We start from the raw sequence: 20,657 nt of genomic DNA on the forward strand, positions 1-20,657 counted from the left end.
CAGCATCCGGCCGGGTCCCTTCTATAGCAAAGCCCAAAGAAGCGGAATTGCTTTTTACAATCCCGCCTTTTTTGGTGATCAGGCAGAAGGCAACATGGTGCCCTTTTCCCGCAGTGCCATGTGCCAGGAGAAGGCTTCTTCGAGGATATGCGGTGTATGTCCGCCACGTTTTACAGCCCGCTCATAATAATCTGCCAACTGGTCGCGGTAGAGCGGATGCACGCAATTGCGAATAATCACCGGCGCACGCTCACGCGGCGCAAGTCCACGCAAGTCAGCAATGCCTACTTCCGTCACCAGAATATCCACATCATGTTCGGTGTGGTCGACATGGCTCACCATCGGCACAACGCTGGAAATCGAACCATTCTTGGCAATAGACTTGGTGACAAAGATCGACATGTACGCGTTGCGGGCAAAGTCCCCGGAACCACCAATGCCGTTCATCATATTGGTGCCGCCGACATGGGTGGAGTTCACATTGCCGTAAATGTCGAATTCCAATGCCGTGTTGATGCCAATAATCCCCAGACGGCGAATAACCTCCGGGTGGTTGCTAACCTCCTGCGGACGCAGGATCAACCGGGACTTATAGTCCATCAGGCGCGGCATAACCTTTTCGTTCATCTCGCCTGAAAGAGTGATCGATGAGCCGGATGCGAAGGTCAGCTTGCCACTGTCGAACAATTCAAAGGTCGAGTCCTGCAGAACCTCGGAATACATTTTCAGGTCATGGAACGGCGTGTCGATAAAGCCGTGCATCACCGCGTTGGCAATGGTACCGATACCGGCCTGCAGCGGCTGCAGCTCATAGCCCATGCGACCCTGCTTCACCTCGTTGAGCAGGAAGTCCGAAAGATGGGAGGCAATCGCCTTGGTATCGTCATCTGGTGGCAGAACGGTCGAGAAGCTGTCTTCCTTTTCGGTCACCACAATAGCGGCAATCTTTTCCGGCGGAACCGGAATATAGGGCAGACCAACGCGGCTATCCGGCGTCACCACCGGAATGGGCATGCGGGTAGGCCGACGTGCCGGAATGAAAATGTCATGCAGCCCTTCCAGAATGACCGACTGCGACAGGTTGATTTCAACAATAATCTTGTCTGCCAGAATGGCAAAACTTGCCGAGTTACCAACCGATGTGGTTGGCACGATGCCGCCTTCGGAAGTAATTGCCACCGCCTCGATTATGGCAACATCAACGCCGTGGATCTGGCCCGAACGCAGTTGCTCAACGGTTTCCGATAGGTGCTGATCGATGAACATCACCTCGCCGGCATTGATGGCCTTGCGCAGCGCCGGATCGGATTGGAAAGGCATGCGCCGCGCCAGCATATGGGCTTCGACCATGGTCTTGTCGAGATCATTGCCAAGCGATGCACCGGTCATCAGCGTAATGGAGAGTGGGCTTTTCTTCGCCCGTTCCGCCAGTGCCAGCGGCACGGCCTTGGCCTCGCCAGCACGGGTAAAGCCACTCATGCCAACGGTCATGCCGTCCTTGATGAGCAAAGCAGCCTCGTCCGCACTGACCACCCTGTCGAGGAGGCTGGCATTGCGAATACGATCCTGAAGCATGAAACTCTCCTAAAAAAACGCATTGTTCGCCATCATCGGGATGGCGATATATTGCACCGCAGCAGACATCGCGCATAGTTCGCACCAGCGCAACTTGGCAATAAGTATGGGATAGTTTTGGCCACTCAGAACTGATCCATGTCAAAAAACAAGCAAGATCGCAGATAATAGCTGCGCCATTAAAACCACGCTATGACGTTAAGACTTCGGACAGGGCTAATCTACAAAGACGCGCACGCTGGACGCACGCCCATCCGCGTCAATGACAGTCAGCGTCGAATACCCGGCACCGTCCGGCAGCCATTGGCTGGTGCGCTTGCGCGACAGGTCGCGAATGGGCTTGCCATTTGCCAGCCAACGGAATGGTGCGCGCCCGCCCTGCATCTTCAAAACCAGCGGCGACATGTCACCGCCCTGCCCCGACAGTTCCACCTTTGCCCCCTCTGGTGGGTAGACGATATGCGGCGCAGCTTCACGGGTTGAAGCGGTCACAAGCCCGCTTGATGTCACACTGAAACGACGTTGCGCAGCAGGCAGATCCTGTGCGGCCAGCCGCACCGCACCTGTAGGTGCCGATGGCAAGGGTGTGATCGCCACGCCAGATTTTTCAAAGGCTTCAAACAGAATAGGTGCAGCAGAGGCATATCCCGCAATGCCCGGCACGGCGCCGTTATCGGCACGGCCCACCCAGACACCAATGACGTGGCGGCCGTCATAACCCACCGACCACGCGTCACGATATCCGTAACTGGTTCCGGTTTTGTAAGCGATGCCGCGCTGTTTCATGCCAAGCGGTGGCAGAACACTGGCCAGTATATCGCTGACATTCCACACCGCGACGGTATCCAGCATGGTCGATGTCTGTTGCGGCTGGGGCTGCGATCGAACACCGTCGCCGAGAGCGACTGGCACACCACGATTGGCAAGCGCGGCATAAAGCTGAACCAGATCAACCAACGAAACCCCGGCTCCACCAAGCGCAATGGCAAGACCCGGCGCCTCGCCTGCTGGCAGCGACAATGACACGCCCGCCCGTCGGAAGCGCACCATCAGAGCAGCCGGGCTAACCGCATCTAGCAACTTCACCGCAGGCACATTGAGAGAAAGCTGCAATGCTTGGCGGATGCTGACGTCACCCTGATAACTCATGTCGAAATTACGCGGACGATAGCCGTAGAAATCGGACGGCCGGTCTTCAATCAGCGTTTCCTGCGCTGCCACACCATCCTCAAACGCAAGGCCGTAGATAAACGGCTTGAGTGTCGAGCCAGGAGAACGCACTGCCCGCGTCATATCCACCCAGCCACGCCGCGCCGTGTCGGTATAATCGGAAGAACCGATTTCGGCGAGAATGTCTCCAGTGCGGCTGTCAGCCATCACGATCGCCACCGAGACTTTTGGCCCGAGCTTTTCAGCTGCACGTTTTGCCAGCGCCTCCAGCTCTCTTTGAACAGGCAGCGACAAAGTGGTTGAGATCTCGCCGGCATCAGGTGCCTTGCGTCTGGCAACCTCCGCCAGATGCGGTGCAAAGGCCGGCAGCTCCATCCGTCTTGAGGGTACCATTGAAAGCGATGCGCGGGCGGCTTCACCGTCGCCTACCACATCGGCAACGGCAAGGCGCAACAACACCCGCTCCCGGGCGGCCTTTGCTGCCTCAGGAAAACGGTCTGGTCGTCGCCTTTCAGGCAGTTGCGGCAATGACACCAACAAAGCAGCTTCTGCCGTTGAGAGGCGTTTCGGCTCCTTGCCAAACCATGCGAGACTTGCAGCACGCACCCCCTCGAGATTGCCGCCATAGGGTGCAAGATTGAGGTAGAGGTCAAGGATTTCCGCCTTGCCCAGACGTCGTTCGATCTGTACCGCGCGCGCTGCCTGCAAGAATTTCGCAGAAAAGGAGCGGTCCGTCCGCGGCTCGATCAATCGCGCCACCTGCATGGACAGTGTGGAAGCACCGGAGACGATCCGCCCATTCGACACCAACTGCCAGCCCGCCCGAAGCAACGCCCATGGGTCAATACCGGCATGTTGCCAGAAACGCTGGTCCTCGTAGGCAACAAGCATTTTCAAAAACTGCGGGTCAACATCACCAGCCGTTGTCTTCAGCCGCCAGCGCCCGTCAGGCGTCGCAAAGGCGCGCAGCAACTGGCCATTTGCGCCCTTCACTTCCAATGAGCGGCTAAACGCGGCATCAAGCGGCGGCGGATAGGCCTTATCGAGAGCATCCAGCGTATAGGCGGCACCGATGGTCAGAACACTGACCAGGGCAACCGCTATAGCTGTCTTTTTCCACCGCATGCTTTTGAACCGCACCATGGCGAAAGCCTTATTCGGCCTTCACCACCGACATGCGGCCGGTTGCTGTGCGGGCGGAGAACTGCGGACGATACATGTCTTCCACATTGGCCGCCGGATGATCGTAGGTACCGGGTGTGACCGCACGCACCACATAGGCCAGTGAAATTTCCGAATTGTCACCTGCCGAGCGATCAAATGCCGCCACGAAACGATCGCTGCGGAATTCGGTATGGGCCGCCTCCACTTCGCCAATCCATTCGAAATTGGAAAGCTGCGCGCTATCCACAAGGCTTGGATTGTCGATTTCAAAACCGGCTGGCAACAGGTCGGTAATCAGGATGCGCGACTGCCAGTCATGCTGCGGTGTGACATTCAGCACCACCACATAACGTTCGTTCTGCATGGCCTCGCTGATGTTCACCTCTTCACCATCAAGCGAATAATAGGCACGGGAAATCGTGAACCCATCGCCACCTGCCGCAAGCGGCGAGGCCGGCGCGGCAACCGTGGTGACCGTTGCCGTGACTGGATCGGAAGAGGCATTCGAGATGGTCAGCGGCTTGTGCAGCAACTCGTCGCCCGTCATCTGTTTGCCAAATCCACCGGTCGACATTTCGCCGTTCACATCAAGGCGAATGTCCTTGTCTTCGCCCTTAAGCGCGCGGGCAGCCAGCAGCATCCACGCCTGTTCCTGCGTGCTGGTGTAGGTCTTGTTTTCCCATTCCTTGGCAACACTGCTGGCCAGTTGCGGCACAACAGGCGGCACCGGACGGCTTTCTGCCGCCAGTGCCAGAGAGGCCGCACCATCACGCAGTGCCGAACCATAATCGGCGCGGGCAAGGCTGACATTGGCGGAGTTAGCCGCCATGCCAAGTGAGGATGCAAAGACCGACTGCGAGCGATTATTATCGCCATAAAGCGAAAGTGCTGCTCCGATCTGTGCCTTGGCCAGAGGTGTCGGGAATTCGCCAAGCGCAGTATCTGCAAAGTAGCGCAGGTCGTTAATCGCGGCCTTCTTGTTGCGGGCCAGCACATAAAGTGCATAAGCGATTTCATTGCCACGATCCCGGACATTGTTGTCAATCGCCAGGCCGTTTTGCAGGTTGGTCAAAGCCTGAACCATCGCCTGCTCCGGAACCTCATAGGACTGTTCGCGGGCACGGGTCAGGAAGTCGGTGATATAGGCATCCAGCCAAAGATCACCATAGCCGGGCGACCAGAGGCCGAAACTGCCCGAACTCGACTGGAAAGACAGCACGCGGAAAATCGCATCCTGTACGCGCTTCTTGATCTCAGGGTCTTGCGAAAGAGCAGTGTCGCTTGTCATTTCAGACAGATAGAGCAGCGGCAATGCACGGCTGGTCGTTTGCTCGGCACATCCGTAAGGATATTTGTCGAGCATCATCACCAGTGCCGGAACATCGAAAGCTGCCGAGCGGCTGACATTGACCGCAACCGATGCACCAAGCAGCATGCTGTCAGCCAGCAGATCACCGTTCACAGTCAGGCTGCTATTGGGAGCAATACGAATGTTGCGTCGTGTGGTCACCGGCAGGGCAGCTGGCCGCACCGGAATGTTCAACTCCTGTTCAAGGGCTGCACCCGTCGCATCGGCCAACCGTATCGTCACTTCGGCATTGCCGGGCATTTCGCCTGTTAATGGCAAGGTCAGATCCGCTTTCCCACCCGTCGCCAAAGTCAGGGTCTGCTGCACCAGCCCTTCACCCACTGTGGCAGCGGTGTTGCTGGAGACCGTCAGTGTGTAATCGCCAGCGCGACCATCAGTATTGGCAATATCCAGCCGCAACTGGGCCTCGTCACCGGGGCTCAGGAATTTAGGCGCACTGGCGGTAATCACCACCGGGTCACGAATGACGACATCAGACACCGCATGCCCAACCCCGGTCTTGGAATAGGCCACAGCCATAACCCGGGCAGTGCCGTTAAACTGCGGAATATCAAAGGTGATAACGGCTTTGCCTTCACCATCCAGTTTTACCGGGCCGGCAAAAAATGCCACCAGCTTTTCCGTTGGAGGGCTGCCCTGCAGGGCAACCTGCCCGCCGTCACCGCCGGTGCGCAACCGGCCTGTCGCACCCAGCGAACCGTCAATCAATCGTCCATATATGTCACGGATTTCAAGTCCCAGACTTCGCTGGCCAAAATACCAGTCATCCGGCTTTGGCGGCTGGTAACGTGTCAGGTTCAAGATCCCGACATCGACAGCAGCAACCATTACATAGGCGTCTTCATCAGCACCGGCACCCGTCACCTGTACGGGGATTTCCAGCGGCTGACGAGGCAGCGTCTTTTCCGGCAGGGTCAGCGAGACATTCAGCTTGCGCTCAGCCGGATCAACGGCCAGCCATTTGATACCGATGGCACGCATCGGCATGCGGCTTTCCTGCGCATCACCAGGGCGGAAGAGTGTGGCGGTCACATAGGCACCCGCACCCCATTCCTCGGTTACAGGAATCTCCACTTCACCGCCGTTTTCGCCAATCGAGACATTCTGGACGGCAATCAACGCCTCCGAACCGGCAGTGACCATCAGTTCACCGGCAAATTTGGAAGAAATCTGCAGCTTGGCAGTTTCGCCAACCGTGTAGCGTTCCTTGTCCAGTGCTATTTCCAGGCCATCAGGCGTTTCCGTCGAGCTTGCCTCCACGAACCAGCCAGCGTCAAACTCAACGCTGGACGTCGGGCCATCATTCTGGGCAGTTTCCACTTCCAAACGATAACGACCCCAATTGACAGGCACGGAAATCTGCCCGCCATTGGCGTCAACGGACACCGTTCCGGTTTCCATCTGACGGGTAAACACGACCGGCTCATAACGCCAGGAATTACCCTGACGATACCACTGGTAGTTCCGTTCAACCTTGATCAGCTTCCATGTCAGGCCGCTCATAGCCTGTTTTGCACCGTCTGCCGAAACGCCAATGATGTGGAACCGACCAACCGAATTCTCAGCAAGATCACCGGAAAATTCTGGCTTGATACCAATCATCGAACCTTCAGACTTGACCGGCAAAGTCAGGCTGCGCTCGACGGCACGGCCACCAGCCTCACGCATCCGCACAATCACATTGGCATTGAGAAGCTGCGTGGTCGACGGAATTTCACTCAACGTCACCGGGAAGGTCGCCTTGCCATCATCATCCAGCACTGGAAGTTCTTCCAGCGGCATGCGGCTTTCTTCCTGACTTTCCTCGTCAGCAAGACCGAAGAAATAACCGGGAAAAGCATCGCTGCTGCGGGTCGGTTTGAGGGCAACTTCGCCTTCAAGTTCAAGTCCTGCGGCTGGCGCACCGTAAAGATAACGACCATCGACAGTAACATCAGCTTCCGCACCGGGCACGATTTCCTTCACCGAGCTGGAAAGCTCGAACTCGGTCCGATCAGGCACAAAATCGTCCACCAAGAACGATGTGTCGCTCAGCGATGACGCCTTTGGATCGGTATAGACCCGCATTGTCCAGGTGCCACGCATTGCGGTGGCCTGCGTTTCAAACTGCAGCGCATGTCCGCCAAGCTCCCGGCCATCGCTGACCACGCGGCGATCCTCAACGCCGTCAGGGCGCGAGAACACGAAGGTTAGCGGCAGATTTTCAATGGCATTGCCTTCAATGTCACGGGCAAGCGCAACAGCATTGACGGTTTCGCCAGCGCGGTAAATTCCGCGCTCCGTCCAGCTCATCACATCGATAGCACCGGGGGCTGCGCGTCCTGTCACACCGCGATCGGAAAGATCAAAACCGGCGCGCGTCATATCAAGGAAAACGTAATCGCCGTCGCCATTGCGGGCGGTAATGACTGCCGGTGCCTGTGCTGCCGTTCCACGGATCAGACCGGCGGCAAAGGTCGCGCGACCTTCTGCGTCACTCGTTGCGGTCGCCAGAACTTCGTTGTTCTTGGCCAGCAATTGCAGTTCCACGCCTTCCAATGGCTTGGCGGTGCTGAGTGTACGCACGAAGACATTCAGGCCATCCGTTCCGGCATAGGTCGTTATGCCGGTATCCGACACCAGGAACCATTGCGTTGCGCGTGAATCCCAGTTTTCCGGCGCAGTGCCAGGCGGCACAGCCGTCAGAACATAGATGCCAGGCTTACGCTCAGGCAGCGCTTCATCCACCGGGAAGCTGGTAACCACATCCTTATTCAACTCAGGCTGAATAACGATATCGCCCTGCCATACCAGTTCACCGATTTCATTTTCGATACGGTCTGAACTATAGCCGTCCATCTGGGTGAGAAACTGCGAATTGGCCAGCAATGGCGCAATGTTGCGATCACCGACGCGATAAAGTTTCAGAGATGCGCTTTCGATGTTGACGGACACCAGCGGCACACCACGGCGTGCAGTGCCCGGCAATACGAAACTGTCACCGGTAAAACGCACCGAGGCCGAACGGTCACGAACGTAAATGTCGAGATCGACCTGCTTTTCCAGCGGCTCTTCCACGGAGGATGGCAAACCCGCACGCAAAGCAAGTTTGTAGCGCTGGCCATGGGTCAAACCTTCCACGCAAATTTCGCTGCCCTTGGCTTCCATAGCCTTTGGCGACGTACCATCCAGCGTCACGAAAGGCGCATAATCGACGCCGGCCTTCACCAGCGGTTCGGAGAACTGCACGCAGGCACGCGGCGATGCACTATCGGTATCAACGGTGTTGCCGATAACCCGGAAGCCCTGACGGGTGCGCAGGTCGGCGTAGGCAGCGCGAATGGCTCCATCATCGACGAGTGCAAGACGTGCCTTGTAGGTGTTGAGGGCAGCACGGTAATTCTGCGTTTTTTCAAATGCTCGCGCTAACGCATCCAGTGCGTCGGTTCTGGCGCTTGAGGTACGGCTCAGCTCATAGGCATTGAGCGCAGCAGACGCAGCCTGTCCGGCAATCGAATAATTGTTATCGACGTGGGCAGCGGTCGCAGAAAATTGCGCCCACACCGTGCCGTTGTCAGGTTTCAGTGACAGGGCAGCCTTAAAGAAATCAACCGCTTGCGGAATATTTCCCGCGCCGCTTTGCATATTGGCATTGCCAAGCAGGGCATCAAAACCCATTGCCTCCTGTTCGTCCGTCGCCGTCAGGCTGGACTTGAGGCGCCGTGCCTCCTGAACCAGATCGTCGGAAATAAACGACAATCGCTTGGGCGCACCGATATCCGGCTCATTGGACACTTCCACGACTTTGCCAGCCACAGCGCCCGGGAAAGCGTTCAACTGGTTGAAGTCCGATTTGAGGAAGCACCATTGCACCTTGGGATTATAGGTGAAGGCCTTGCAGGACGCGTCATCAAGGCACGTCGTCTTGCACTCATCTAGAGAAACATTTTGCTCGGTACGCAGGTCAAAACCGAAATAATCGCCATTTTGCGTGGTGACTATTTTACGGTCTGCCTGTTGAGCATTGGAGGGCAGCGTTGCAAAAACCGTTGCAGCAACCACGAAGGAACCGCGAAGCAAGGCGCGCAAGGACATCTGTTCTCTCCCCGACAGATTTTTATATTCGATTGTGTTCAAATTCCTTTTGGCTTGTCAACGCAGCCAAAACAAGCCTCAGAATTTATGGCTGAAATCCATAACGCCGACATGACGATATTATGCGGCTGCTGGAAGGCTAATCTTCCAGTTTGCGGGCTTCAGAAACCAGCATGATCGGAATTCCGTCGCGAATGGGATAGGCAAGGCGCCCGCTCTCGGAAACCAACTCGTTTTTCTCGCGGCTATAGGACAGCGTGCCCTTGGTCAGCGGGCAGACGAGAAGCTCAAGCATCTTCGGGTCAACCCGGCTCATTTTTTCATGCATGCAACATCACCTTCATTGCAAAACATTACCGCCATCGCTTCGCCCTTGTGCCAGTACAATTTCGGTAATCGCAATCAGTGTTTCCGCGCGTGAACGAAGATCCGGCGCCTCAAGCAGTGCCTGCTTTTCCGCAGGCCCGAAAGGTGACATCATCGACAGGGAGTTGACCAAAATACGGTTTCCGGCCCGCTCGACACTTTCCCAGTCGGCTTCCAACTGGTTGGCATCCAGAAAATCACGAAACACTCGCAACAAACTATCCCGGTCAACGGCGCTCTCGTCATCGTCTCCGGTGAGGTCCGTCAGCAAAGGCGCGTGTTTGAAAACCCGGTAGGGTTTGGAGCAGGCCACTTCGTCGATCAGCCGGAAACGGCACACGCCCGTCAGGGTCACCAGATAACGACCGTCACCGCTTTCGGTAAACGACGTGATACGGCCAAGGCAGCCGATCTGGCTTAAAACGGGCATATTGGGGTCGTAATTATTCGCCTCTGTCAGCGATGGTTGCACCATGCCGATCAACCGTTCCGCCGCCATCGCCGCATCAAACATCGTCAGATAACGCGGTTCAAAAATGTTCAGCGGAAGATTGCCACCGGGCAGCAAAAGTGCGCCGGACAACGGAAAAACCGGAACGGTGGCGGGCAGATCACTGCCCTTCACATATCTCGCATTTCCCACTTGCATCAGGATCATCCCTCAGCGTGAAAGCCACAACAGGCCAGATTTACTACAGCACCAAATGTGGTGTTTTTGCGCAAAAACGCAAGCCTTTGTCAGCGATCAGACCTGGTTTAGGAGAATAGAACGGCAGAAAGTTTACGCCGTGCTGCAACCGTTGCCGGGTCCTTGAAGCCCCATGCATCGAAAAACTCGAGCAGCAGACGGCGCGCGCCATCATCATCAAAAGTACGGTCCTTGCGCATCACCAGCAGCAGGTGATCTGCGGCCTCGTCACGCTTGCCCTGCACATTGAGGATCTTTGCCAGTTTCAGCCGTGCTTCGTGGTTGTCAGCGTTCAGTGCAAGCTCATGTTCCAGCGCTGTCGGGTCGCCCAGCTTGCGGGCTTCTTCATACTGCGCCAGTTTTTTCTGAACGGCCTGAATACCTGCATCTTCGGCAATTTCCGGCGGCAGCGACGACAGCAACTGGCTGGCGCGGTCCTGTTGGCCAACCGCAATCATGCAGTCGGCGATACCGGCGATCGCACCGGCATTGTCAGGTGCAGCTTGCATTACAGCGCCAAAAAGCTGGGCCGCCTGATCGTACTGACCATCCGCAAACAACTGGCGTGCTTCAGCCAATGCAGCTTCAATCTCGGCTGCAGCGTCATCGCCTGCCGGTCCAGCAATCTTGCCGATGAACTCGCGGATCTGACTCTCAGGCACGGCACCCATGAAGCCATCTACCGGGCGACCATCCGCAAAGGCGACGATTGCCGGTATGGACTGAATGCCAAGCTGTCCGGGAATGGACGGATGATCATCGATGTTCAGCTTGACCAGCTTCACGCGGCCGGCCGATTCGTTGATGACCTTTTCCAGCACCGGTGTTAGCTGTTTGCACGGTCCGCACCACGGCGCCCAGAAATCCACCAGAACAGGCTGGCGACGTGACTCTTCAAGCACATCCTTGGTAAAACCTGCCGTGGTCGTGTCCTTGATGAAACCGCCCTCACCAGCACCGTTAGCGGCACCATACTGGGCCGATGCGCTCATTTGCGCACCAAAAGAACCGCCATAGGGGTTGTCCATTCCGCTCATCGTCGTCTCCAGTTCTTGAAGCCAGCACAGGCCGCACTGTCGTGCGCCAAAGCATTATCGTGGCAAAGATCGTATGTCACTCGCTCACTTTCAAGACAAGCGGCGTGTGACCTGTTGCCTCGAGAAAACGCAACACGTCTTTGGAGGTTAAAGTTGTGGTTGCATCATTGGAAAGCGGATGGCCGTTAATCAGCTCGTTTTCCATCAGTGCTTCATCCAGCACAAAGGTCACTACATTGCCGGTATCGTTTATCGCACCAAACACCGTGACCGAACCCGGTACCACGCCCAGATACTCCAGCATCTTTTCCGGTTTGCCGAAAGAGACCTTACTCGCCGCACCAATCGCCTTATGCACGGTCTTCAAATCAACCACCGCATTTTCTTCGACGGTCAGCACAAAATACTGGTCCTTCTTGTCCTTTACGAACAGATTTTTGGTGTGGCCACCAGGAATGAGGTCACGCAAAGACTGCGATTCGGCCACGGTAAACACCGGTTCATGGCTCGTTGTCTTATGGGAAATGCCCAGATTATCGAAGAATTCGAACAGGGCTTCTGGCGTTTTAGGGGCCGGATTTGTCATGTCATCGCTTCTCTGCTGTCACTCGATCTGAAATAGCCGTCAGAGGGTTTTAAGCGGCAAAATCAAGTCGCGCAATGGCGACCACAAAACAAACCCCTAAAATTTCCATTTATTTTCAATAACTTGAAAGGTGAATGCGTTTTTTCTCACTCTTTTTGTCATTTCCCTGTTGCATTTGAAAATCGATTGAGCGATATAGCCCCCGTCGCCGCAACGCAGCGACCCACGGCTCAGCGACTACCCCGGGCCTTGGATTTTTGAGCGGGTGTAGCTCAGGGGTAGAGCACAACCTTGCCAAGGTTGGGGTCGAGGGTTCAAATCCCTTCGCCCGCTCCAAATCTCCGAAAAGGAGATAAATGCTCAAAACCGCCGCAAGGCGGTTTTTGCATTTCAGTCCTATTGTTTTTCAATTTCTTTGAAGCCTTCCCACAGATTATGCGCCTTCAACGGCAGAAAACTAAATGCATCACGAAATGTATTGAGTATTGCATTTGAAAATCGATTGAGCGATATAGCCGTCGTCGCCGCAACGCAGCGACCCACGGCTCAGCAACTACCCCGGGCCCTGGATTTTTGAGCGGGTGTAGCTCAGGGGTAGAGCACAACCTTGCCAAGGTTGGGGTCGAGGGTTCAAATCCCTTCGCCCGCTCCAAATCTCCTAAAAGGAGATAAATTCTCAAAACCGCCGCAAGGCGGTTTTTGCATTTCTGGCCTATTGTTTGTCAGTTTCCTTGACACCATCCCACTGAATATGTGCCTTCAGCGGCAGGTGGTCAGAAGCAACGCGTGCCAGTGCCGAATCATGCACAGTTACCGAACCAATCAATTCTTTGCGGTTGGCGATGATTCGATCCAGCGCAAGCACCGGCAGGTTGGAAGGAAAGCTCGGCACCGCCGGCGGCAAAAAACCAAATGCATCACGAAATGTATTGAGTGACGATCCTTTTCCAAGCCGCCACTCATTAAGATCGCCCATCAAAATGGTTGGCAGTCCCTCACGTTCGCCCAACAGTTCCAGCAATGCCCTCGCCTGTTGCGCTCTCGAATGCCGCAAAAGCCCGAAATGCGCAGCAATCACCCGCAGCGCGCCACCACGCTTCAATTCAAGTTCAGTGACCAGCGCACCGCGTGGCTCAAGACCGGGCAGTTTTACCGTGTGCACATCCCGGACTTTGCCTTCCTTGAACAGCAGCACGTTACCGTGCCAGCCATGCGCCTTGCCTGCCGGTGCAATGGGCACGGCGACCAGGCCATTTTCGCGCTCCAGCCTCGCCAGATCGAGCAGGCCACGTCGTTCGCCGAAGCGGGTATCGGCTTCTTGCAGGGCAATAATGTCGGCGCCGATTTCCTGAATGACGCGACTGGTTCGCTCAGGGTCAAAACGGCCGTCCCGGCCAACGCATTTATGAACATTATAAGAGGCGATCACCGGCTGTGACGTGTCCATCAACACGCCATGCTCCTGACGGCGCCGCCGATTCTTGATGGATGCCATTAGTGCGGCTTGCAGGCTCTCCGTCTTGGTCTTTTCCCTGATACGATTCACGAAATGCCATTCTCCCGCAATTACAGATAAGGTGAGGCCAACCACAGAACCCGCTCGGTAAAGCGGACCAGAAACGGACGTGCACGTAACGCATCAAGGCTGACCGCGGTTGCGTTCTGGCGAGCCGTCTCAATGCGTTCAGCGATCTGGCGGGCGAAGGCTTCATCCAGCACTTCGATATCGATCTCAAAATTCAACCGCAGCGAACGCGGGTCAAGGTTCGAAGAACCGACATAGGACCAGCGATCATCAATCACCATCAGCTTGGAGTGGTTGAAGGCACCTTCCGCCCGCCAGATACGGCAATAGTTCCTCAAAAGCTGGTCAAACTGCGCCGTCATGGCATGGTCCACCAGCTTGAGATTGTTGCTGGCCGGCACAATCACATCCACCTGCACGCCGCGGCGCGCCGCCGTGATGATCGACGAGATCAATTCACGGTCAGGCAGGAAATAGGGTGACATGATCAGGATAGAGGAACGTGCGACTGAGAACGCCCCCATCAGCATCTTGTGGCTGGTTTCGATACTTTTATCCGGACCCGATGACGCAATACGCGCCATCAACGGTGAGCCCGGTTCGGCATCCGGCAGCACGATATCCCAAACAGGGCCGTCGAGAAGCTCGTCAGTGGTAAAACGCCAGTCCTCGGCAGCAATGGTAAACAGGTCGGCGACGATTGGTCCCGTTACCTTGAAATGTGTGTCGAGCGCGAAATCCTTGCCGGCAAATTCTCCGGTGAAACCTTCTCGTATGTTCATGCCGCCGGTAAAACAGAACTGCCCATCGACAACCAGGATCTTGCGGTGCGTGCGCAAATTGGCATAGGGCAGCCTCAATCCCATCACCACCTGACCGTTGAACACGTCAGTGGTAACACCCTCTCGCTGCAGATGACCGACGATACTTGGCACGGAATAACGGGCACCCACGGCATCCACCAGCACCCGCACCTCAACGCCGCGTTTTTTTGCCTGTGACAGCGCCTCGACAAACCGCAGGCCAATACGGTCATGGTCGAAAATATAGGTTTCCAGAATGACGCTACGCTGCGCGGCATGGATGGCATCCAGCATCGCCTTATAGGCCGCGTCACCAGTTTCCAGCGGCGTTATGCTGTTGCCGGACGTCATCGCATGGCGGGTCACGCGGTCGGCCAGCGTCTTCATTGCCGCAAAGCGACGTCCAAACAGCCGGGTGACAGTCTCGCCATCGACGTCATATTGCACAACGCGGTCCATGATACCGCCCTGCACCAGGGAGCGATGCTGAATGATGGAGCTGCGCCTTATGCGATTGATGCCGACAATAAAATAGATGACTGCACCAACGATAGGCGACAGAACGATCACACCGACCCACCCGACGGCGGAGCGAACCTCTTCTTTGGTCATCGTGGCGTGGACGGCAGCGATCGTTCCCAGGACCACGGAAAGAACGGCAAGAATATGCGGCCAATAGGTCACGAACAGATCGAGCATGCATTAAATATAATACGGTTGTTGCGGCACGCAATGCGTGCCGCAATCAAAGGCTGTACTATCGCCGGAAATCCGTCGCCCGTCTTTCAGGGCAGTTTAGCGCGATGACATTTCGCGGATCGGCGGCTCAGACCCTTCCGGCAGTGGGCTGATATAGGGCTTCCCTTTACGGCGCCTGACCAGATCAGCCCGTGCAGCCTCACGCAACTGTTCACTTTCCAGCGCAGCCAGTCCTGTAGCCGCCATGACCTTAGCCACTGCCACCATGCCCTTGTGGGCCGCCGGGCTCTTGCCCTGCGCGACGAGTTGCCAGGTGTGGAACTGTGTGCCGATGGCGCAGGTTGGACCATCCGCCTGCACGGTTGGTACTACCCAGCTGACATCGCCTACATCGGTCGAGCCGGTGCTTAATGTCGCGCGATCATGCGAAGGCACGACAAAATCCGTCAGCGGAATATCCCGCTCCGGCAAGCTGAATGCGCGCCAGGTCGCTGCAATATCGTCGGGTGACAGCGCCTTGCGGATTTCCGTGGCAAAGGCACGGTCCTGCTCATCAAACTCAGGCACGCCCAACTGCTCCCATATATCCTGCATGACATCCATTAGTGGCGTGTTGGGCAAAAGATTGGAAACGGCACTGATCACCCGGCTCTCGACCGAGGTTTCCGTCATCAGCGTTGCGCCTTTTGCAACATTTTTGACACGCTCGATCAGCGACAGCATACCGTCGAGTTCCGGCGCACGCACCACATAGCGCACCTTGGCGCGTGCCTGCACCACATTGGGGGAAATGCCGCCCGTATCCAGCACTGCGTAATGGATGCGGCAATCAGACGGCATATGTTCACGCAGATAATTGACCCCGACATTCATTAATTCCACCGCATCAAGCGCGCTGCGTCCCAGATGAGGGTTTGCGCCAGCATGTGCAGCACGCCCCTTAAAGGTAAAGTCGACGCGGGAATTGGCCAGTGTCGTACTACGCTGAACGCCCGCAAAATCGCTGGGATGCCAGCAGACGGCAACATCGACATCATCAAACACACCGGCCCGCACCATAAAGGCCTTTGCCGCGCCACCTTCTTCTGCCGGGCAACCATAATAACGCACGCGGCCGGCAATACCTGTGTCCGCCAGCCAGTCCTTCAACGCAGTCGCCGCCAGCAAGGACGCCGATCCAAGCAAATTGTGGCCGCAACCATGGCCATTGGCACCTTCGGTTTCAGGATCGTGGTTGGTGGCGCCCGCCTTCTGGCTCAAACCGGCCAGCGCATCATATTCACCCAGAAACACAATGACCGGGCCACCTTTTCCCGCTTCGCCCATCAACGCGGTTGGAATACCCGCCAGATCGGCCGTGACGTTGAAGCCCTGTTTTTCCAGCATGCTGCGGTGTGCGGCGGCCGATGCCGTCTCCATGTAACAGGTCTCGGGTGTTCCCCATACGGTGTCGCTAAGCTCTATGAAGTCCTGCTTTTTATCCTCCACAATCTGCCAGATACGTGGACGGTTGGAATCTTGCTGCGTCATGCTGAAATACTTTCGTGACAGTCCCGGAATAGGTGCTGGGCGTGACCATAGCTTTTGATTGTAAAATGAAAAGTGTCGCTTCAGGCCAGCCATGCGTAAACAACGGTGGAATATAATAAATTGCTATGCCATGAGAGGCGGCAATGAATGCTAAAGCCTGACAGAAGTGGCGCACCATCGCCGCTCCCGGGCTTCGATTGGAATGTGAGTGTCATGTCTGAAACCGTAAACGGCAGCGTCATCGCCATATCCAGCCAGGTCATGCGCGGTTCCGTCGGCAACCGCGCCGCGGCATTTGCCCTTGAAACACTGGGCTTTCCGGTTTGGTCCGTTCCCACCATTGTCATGCCATGGCATCCCGGCCAGGGACCTTCCACCCGGTTGCGTTTTCCCGACGCGGATTTTGAAAAGGCGATGGACGATCTGGCCAATGCGCCATGGACCGGTGAAGTCAAAGCTGTACTAACGGGCTATTTCGGTAGCGCTGCGCAGGTGAGAGCCGTTGCGCGACTGATAAAGACGCTGCGGGAAAAGAACCCGGACCTGATTTACGCCTGCGACCCCGTCATGGGCGACAAGGGCGGGCTTTATGTGCCGCTGGAAACCGCGCACGCCATTCTGGACGAGCTTATTCCACTTGCCTCGATTGCCACCCCCAATCGTTATGAGCTTGCCTGGATGAGTGGTGCAGACCTTGAAACCAATGCCACCATTATGGATGCGGCTCTGGCGCTTGGCCCTGCACGCATGCTGGTTACTTCGGCAGTGCCGATGATGGCAGGCGGTATCGGCAATCTGTTCCTCAGCGGTAAAGCCGCCTTGCTGGCTGAACACCGTTCGATCGACAATGTGCCAAACGGCCTGGGCGATTTGCTGGGCGCGCTGTTTCTGGCGCGGGTGCTGCAGGGCATGAGCGATGAGAAGGCCCTGCAACTGGCAACGGCCAGCGTTTTTGAGATACTGGCACGCACCATGAAACGTGGCATGAATGAACTGACGCTGGAAACCGACGCCTCAAGTCTTTCTACGCCCATGGCCATGGTACAAATGCGCCACCTGATGCATCCCGGCCGGCTGAAACAAAAATAACAGCTACTCGATCTGCCAAAAAGGTGTAGATCGAGCTCATTCAGAAAATGCGAAAATACAAAACCATGCGCATTTTTCGCAATCGGGCCTGTCCCTTGCTGCTTCGGGACAGACCTCACCAACTGATTGATATTCAGTCAAAGGAAGGATAATTCGAACCCATGCAGAATTTCCCCCCATCTCTTCTGTCTGGCTACAGAAACTTCATGAGCGGTCGCTACAAGGACGAAAGCGAACGTTATCGCGCCCTGGCTGAAACCGGTCAAAAACCTCAAACACTCTTTATTGCCTGTTGCGACTCCCGCGCTGCGCCCGAAACGATTTTCGATTGCGGCCCGGGAGAACTGTTCGTGATGCGCAACGTGGCTAACATGGTCCCGCCATTTGAACCCGACGGCCAGTACCACGGCACATCCTCGGCCATTGAATATGCCGTTCAGGTCTTGAAGGTGAAGGACATTGTTGTGATGGGTCACGGCCGCTGCGGCGGCATCCAGGCGGCTCTCGACCCCAATCTCGCACCCTTGTCGCCAGGCGACTTTATCGGCCGCTGGATGGGCCTTGTGAAGCCCGCTGCCGAGCAAATCCAGAGCAACGATATCATGACGGCTGGCGAGCGCCAGACCGCACTTGAGCGCGTCTCAATCCGCAACTCCATCAACAACCTCATGACCTTCCCGTTCCTGAAAACCCAGGTCGAAGCTGGCAAAACAAAAATTCACGGCGCATGGTTCGACATCTCGACCGGTGAACTGTGGATCATGGACAGCAAAACGGGCGACTTTCGCCGCCCGGATGTGTGATTGAACTGAAGTGGTGACGGCCAGACTTACTGGCCGTCGATCGCCTGACCAATATGGGCAATCGCCTGCTGGTAAACGCTTGCAGCATTCCAGCCCTGAATGGCGGCATAGCTCGGCTGACCGGGCTGATAACCGGCACCACGAACCCAACCGTGACCCTTGAGGAAGTTTGCCGTCGAGGCAAGTGCATCGGCGCGCGAACCAACCAGATCAACGCGACCGTCACGGTCAGCATCAACGCCGTAACGAACCACGTTCAGCGGCAAGAACTGCGTCTGGCCAATTTCGCCGTGTGCTGCACCCTTGGCACTGGTCGACAGTGAACCCTTGCCGACGAGCTGCAGAGCCGCATAAAGCTGCTCTGTGAAATATTCAGACCGACGGCAGTCATAAGACAGGGTCGCAACAGCGGACAGCGTGTGCTGGTTGCCCATGAAGCTGCCAAAACCGGTTTCCATGCCCCAGATCGCAATCAGCGGGCCAGCAGGAACACCATAAGTCTTTTCAAGCTGCGCAAACAGCGCGGCATTGTTGCGCTTCATGGTTTTGCCACGGGAAATGATTGTTGCGCCGCCACGCTTCTGCATGAACTGGTCGAAGGAAAGCTTGAAGCTGTGCTGGCCACGGTCAGCGCGAATGGTAGCGGTATTGTAGGTCACATTGGCAAAAGCGCGGTCAAGAACCGACTTGCTGACACCCTTGGCAGCGGCTTCACTCTTGAAGGCATCAACCCACTGCGGAAAACCAGCAGACGTATTGCCACATTGCGCAGCCATTACAGGCGCAGCCACCAAACCGGCAAACATCGCCACACCAAGGGAAAGTACCTTCATTGCCCGCATCAGAAATTCGTCCTCGATTGTTACTTCAGGGGAACTTCGCCCCTGACAGCGCACGGCCTTGTTGCCGCGTATAAATTGTAAAATGCCTGCTCATGGAAGAAGCGGCAAATAAACTGGCCGTGATGCGGCTAATTTAAAACCCGCCTCTTCTTAACTGAACAGGCGGGTTATATTCAACGTTTCTTACGAAAAAGTATCAAGCAGCAGCTTTGCGTGGCTTGATAAGGCCACGGTTGACCAGAAGCTCGGCAATCTGGATCGCGTTAAGGGCTGCACCCTTACGCAGGTTGTCGGAAACAACCCAGATGTTCAGGCCGTTTTCAACGGTTGCGTCTTCACGGATACGCGAGATGTAAGTCGCATCTTCACCAGCGCTTTCGACCGGCGTGATGTAGCCGCCGTCTTCATGCTTGTCGATAACGAGGCAACCTGGCGCTTCGCGCAGGATGTCACGGGCCTGATCGGCAGTGATCTCGTTTTCGAATTCGATGTTGACGGACTCAGAGTGACCGATGAACACAGGAACGCGAACAGCCGTGCATGTGACCTTAATCTTTGGATCAAGCATCTTCTTGGTTTCAGCCAGAACCTTCCACTCTTCCTTCGTGTAACCGTCTTCCATGAACACGTCGATGTGCGGGATAACGTTGAAGGCAATACGCTTGGTGAACTTCTTGTTCTCGACTGGGTCAGCCACGAACACTGCGCGGGTCTGCGTGAACAGTTCGTCCATCCCTTCCTTGCCAGCGCCGGAAACGGACTGATAAGTGGACACGACAACACGCTTGATCTTGGCAAAGTCATGCAGCGGCTTCAGCGCGACAACGAGCTGCGCTGTCGAGCAATTTGGGTTGGCGATGATGTTCTTCTTGCCAAAAGTATTGATGGCATCCGGGTTTACTTCCGGCACGATCAACGGAACTTCCTGATCATAACGCCATGCGGAAGAGTTATCGATGACGACGCAACCCTGTGCGCCAATCTTCGGAGACCACTTCTTGGAGATGTCGCCACCAGCCGACATCAGGCAGATATCGGTGTCGGAGAAATCGTAATTTTCGAGATTGGAAACCTTCAGCGTACGGTCACCGTAGGAAACTTCCGTACCCTGGCTGCGTGCCGAGGCCAGCGCCACAACTTCATCTGCTGGAAACCCGCGTTCTGCGAGGATATTGAGCATCTCGCGACCGACATTACCGGTGGCGCCTGCGATTGCAACTTTGAAACCCATAATCAAGCTCTCTTTCTTCTCTCCTCTTTTTGGTGAGGGGGAACCGCATTGCTGCGATTTCCTGTTCCCCAGCCAAACCGGGGAGAGAGCGGTGGCCAGAGACGTC

14 protein-coding genes and 2 tRNA genes are annotated in these 20,657 nt (G+C 56.1%); 4 read left to right on the top strand and 12 right to left on the bottom strand.

Going from position 1 to position 20,657, the window contains the following annotated elements; translation table 11 throughout:
- Nucleotides 1–78 precede the first annotated feature (78 nt).
- The 7 genes from IB237_RS24965 to IB237_RS24995 all read right to left on the bottom strand — a co-directional run bounded on the left by IB237_RS24965 (nucleotide 79) and on the right by IB237_RS24995 (nucleotide 12,029).
- Entirely contained in the window at nucleotides 79–1,575 is a 1,497-nt protein-coding gene (locus IB237_RS24965; RefSeq protein ID WP_192491456.1) for an acetyl-CoA hydrolase/transferase family protein, read from the bottom strand.
- A 216-nt stretch (nucleotides 1,576–1,791) separates the two neighbouring features.
- Nucleotides 1,792–3,870: a penicillin-binding protein 1C gene (pbpC, locus tag IB237_RS24970; RefSeq protein WP_192491565.1), complete on the bottom strand. Its 2,079-nt coding sequence runs from the start codon at nucleotides 3,868–3,870 to the stop codon at nucleotides 1,792–1,794.
- A 28-nt stretch (nucleotides 3,871–3,898) separates the two neighbouring features.
- On the bottom strand, nucleotides 3,899–9,352 hold the full coding sequence (locus tag IB237_RS24975; RefSeq protein WP_192491457.1) for an alpha-2-macroglobulin family protein: 5,454 nt from the start codon (nucleotides 9,350–9,352) through the stop codon (nucleotides 3,899–3,901).
- 139 nt (nucleotides 9,353–9,491) lie between these two features.
- Nucleotides 9,492–9,680: a Trm112 family protein gene (locus IB237_RS24980; protein WP_192491458.1), complete on the bottom strand. Its 189-nt coding sequence runs from the start codon at nucleotides 9,678–9,680 to the stop codon at nucleotides 9,492–9,494.
- A 12-nt stretch (nucleotides 9,681–9,692) separates the two neighbouring features.
- Nucleotides 9,693–10,367, bottom strand: coding sequence for an LON peptidase substrate-binding domain-containing protein (locus IB237_RS24985; RefSeq protein WP_192491459.1), 675 nt, complete (start codon nucleotides 10,365–10,367; stop codon nucleotides 9,693–9,695).
- Nucleotides 10,368–10,474: 107 nt separating this feature from the next.
- Nucleotides 10,475–11,443, bottom strand: a complete 969-nt coding sequence (gene trxA, locus IB237_RS24990) for a thioredoxin (RefSeq protein ID WP_192491460.1) — start codon at nucleotides 11,441–11,443, stop codon at nucleotides 10,475–10,477.
- A gap of 76 nt (nucleotides 11,444–11,519) precedes the next feature.
- On the bottom strand, nucleotides 11,520–12,029 hold the full coding sequence (locus IB237_RS24995) for a prolyl-tRNA synthetase associated domain-containing protein (RefSeq protein ID WP_192491461.1): 510 nt from the start codon (nucleotides 12,027–12,029) through the stop codon (nucleotides 11,520–11,522).
- 261 nt (nucleotides 12,030–12,290) lie between these two features.
- Between IB237_RS24995 and IB237_RS25000 the strand changes: the two genes are divergently transcribed.
- Nucleotides 12,291–12,365, top strand: a tRNA-Gly gene (locus IB237_RS25000).
- Between the two features lie 241 nt (nucleotides 12,366–12,606).
- A tRNA-Gly gene (locus tag IB237_RS25005) sits at nucleotides 12,607–12,681 on the top strand.
- Between the two features lie 60 nt (nucleotides 12,682–12,741).
- Here the strand turns inward: IB237_RS25005 and IB237_RS25010 are convergent.
- The 3 genes from IB237_RS25010 to IB237_RS25020 all read right to left on the bottom strand — a co-directional run bounded on the left by IB237_RS25010 (nucleotide 12,742) and on the right by IB237_RS25020 (nucleotide 16,586).
- Nucleotides 12,742–13,524, bottom strand: a complete 783-nt coding sequence (locus IB237_RS25010; RefSeq protein WP_192491566.1) for an endonuclease/exonuclease/phosphatase family protein — start codon at nucleotides 13,522–13,524, stop codon at nucleotides 12,742–12,744.
- Between the two features lie 71 nt (nucleotides 13,525–13,595).
- A complete protein-coding gene (locus tag IB237_RS25015; protein ID WP_192491462.1) occupies nucleotides 13,596–15,056 on the bottom strand; it encodes a phospholipase D-like domain-containing protein in 1,461 nt (486 codons plus the stop codon).
- A 96-nt stretch (nucleotides 15,057–15,152) separates the two neighbouring features.
- A complete protein-coding gene (locus tag IB237_RS25020; protein WP_192491463.1) occupies nucleotides 15,153–16,586 on the bottom strand; it encodes a M20 family metallopeptidase in 1,434 nt (477 codons plus the stop codon).
- 213 nt (nucleotides 16,587–16,799) lie between these two features.
- On the opposite strand from IB237_RS25020, the gene pdxY reads away from it, so the two are divergent.
- Both pdxY and IB237_RS25030 read left to right on the top strand, forming a co-directional pair.
- Nucleotides 16,800–17,675 (top strand): pyridoxal kinase PdxY, encoded by an 876-nt coding sequence (gene pdxY, locus IB237_RS25025; protein ID WP_192491464.1) that lies wholly within the window; start codon nucleotides 16,800–16,802, stop codon nucleotides 17,673–17,675.
- 161 nt (nucleotides 17,676–17,836) lie between these two features.
- A complete protein-coding gene (locus IB237_RS25030; RefSeq protein WP_192491465.1) occupies nucleotides 17,837–18,478 on the top strand; it encodes a carbonic anhydrase in 642 nt (213 codons plus the stop codon).
- A gap of 26 nt (nucleotides 18,479–18,504) precedes the next feature.
- On the opposite strand, the gene IB237_RS25035 is transcribed toward IB237_RS25030, so the two are convergent.
- Nucleotides 18,505–19,320: a lytic transglycosylase domain-containing protein gene (locus tag IB237_RS25035; RefSeq protein WP_192491466.1), complete on the bottom strand. Its 816-nt coding sequence runs from the start codon at nucleotides 19,318–19,320 to the stop codon at nucleotides 18,505–18,507.
- A 196-nt stretch (nucleotides 19,321–19,516) separates the two neighbouring features.
- Nucleotides 19,517–20,551, bottom strand: a complete 1,035-nt coding sequence (locus IB237_RS25040; RefSeq protein WP_192491467.1) for an aspartate-semialdehyde dehydrogenase — start codon at nucleotides 20,549–20,551, stop codon at nucleotides 19,517–19,519.
- Nucleotides 20,552–20,657: the final 106 nt, after the last annotated feature.

The organism is Agrobacterium sp. AGB01, assembly GCF_014851585.1.
Classification (GTDB): Bacteria; Pseudomonadota; Alphaproteobacteria; order Rhizobiales; family Rhizobiaceae; genus Agrobacterium.

Bases quoted from the DNA above. Each gene is read 5' to 3' on its own strand.
- IB237_RS24965 (WP_192491456.1), bottom strand. From the start codon at position 1,575: ATGCTTCAGGATCGTATTCGCAATGCCAGCCTCCTCGACAGGGTGGTC.
- pbpC (WP_192491565.1), bottom strand. From the start codon at position 3,870: ATGCGGTGGAAAAAGACAGCTATAGCGGTTGCCCTGGTCAGTGTTCTG.
- IB237_RS24975 (WP_192491457.1), bottom strand. From the start codon at position 9,352: ATGTCCTTGCGCGCCTTGCTTCGCGGTTCCTTCGTGGTTGCTGCAACG.
- IB237_RS24980 (WP_192491458.1), bottom strand. From the start codon at position 9,680: ATGCATGAAAAAATGAGCCGGGTTGACCCGAAGATGCTTGAGCTTCTC.
- IB237_RS24985 (WP_192491459.1), bottom strand. From the start codon at position 10,367: ATGCAAGTGGGAAATGCGAGATATGTGAAGGGCAGTGATCTGCCCGCC.
- trxA (WP_192491460.1), bottom strand. From the start codon at position 11,443: ATGAGCGGAATGGACAACCCCTATGGCGGTTCTTTTGGTGCGCAAATG.
- IB237_RS24995 (WP_192491461.1), bottom strand. From the start codon at position 12,029: ATGACAAATCCGGCCCCTAAAACGCCAGAAGCCCTGTTCGAATTCTTC.
- IB237_RS25010 (WP_192491566.1), bottom strand. From the start codon at position 13,524: ATGGCATCCATCAAGAATCGGCGGCGCCGTCAGGAGCATGGCGTGTTG.
- IB237_RS25015 (WP_192491462.1), bottom strand. From the start codon at position 15,056: ATGCTCGATCTGTTCGTGACCTATTGGCCGCATATTCTTGCCGTTCTT.
- IB237_RS25020 (WP_192491463.1), bottom strand. From the start codon at position 16,586: ATGACGCAGCAAGATTCCAACCGTCCACGTATCTGGCAGATTGTGGAG.
- pdxY (WP_192491464.1), top strand. From the start codon at position 16,800: ATGTCTGAAACCGTAAACGGCAGCGTCATCGCCATATCCAGCCAGGTC.
- IB237_RS25030 (WP_192491465.1), top strand. From the start codon at position 17,837: ATGCAGAATTTCCCCCCATCTCTTCTGTCTGGCTACAGAAACTTCATG.
- IB237_RS25035 (WP_192491466.1), bottom strand. From the start codon at position 19,320: ATGCGGGCAATGAAGGTACTTTCCCTTGGTGTGGCGATGTTTGCCGGT.
- IB237_RS25040 (WP_192491467.1), bottom strand. From the start codon at position 20,551: ATGGGTTTCAAAGTTGCAATCGCAGGCGCCACCGGTAATGTCGGTCGC.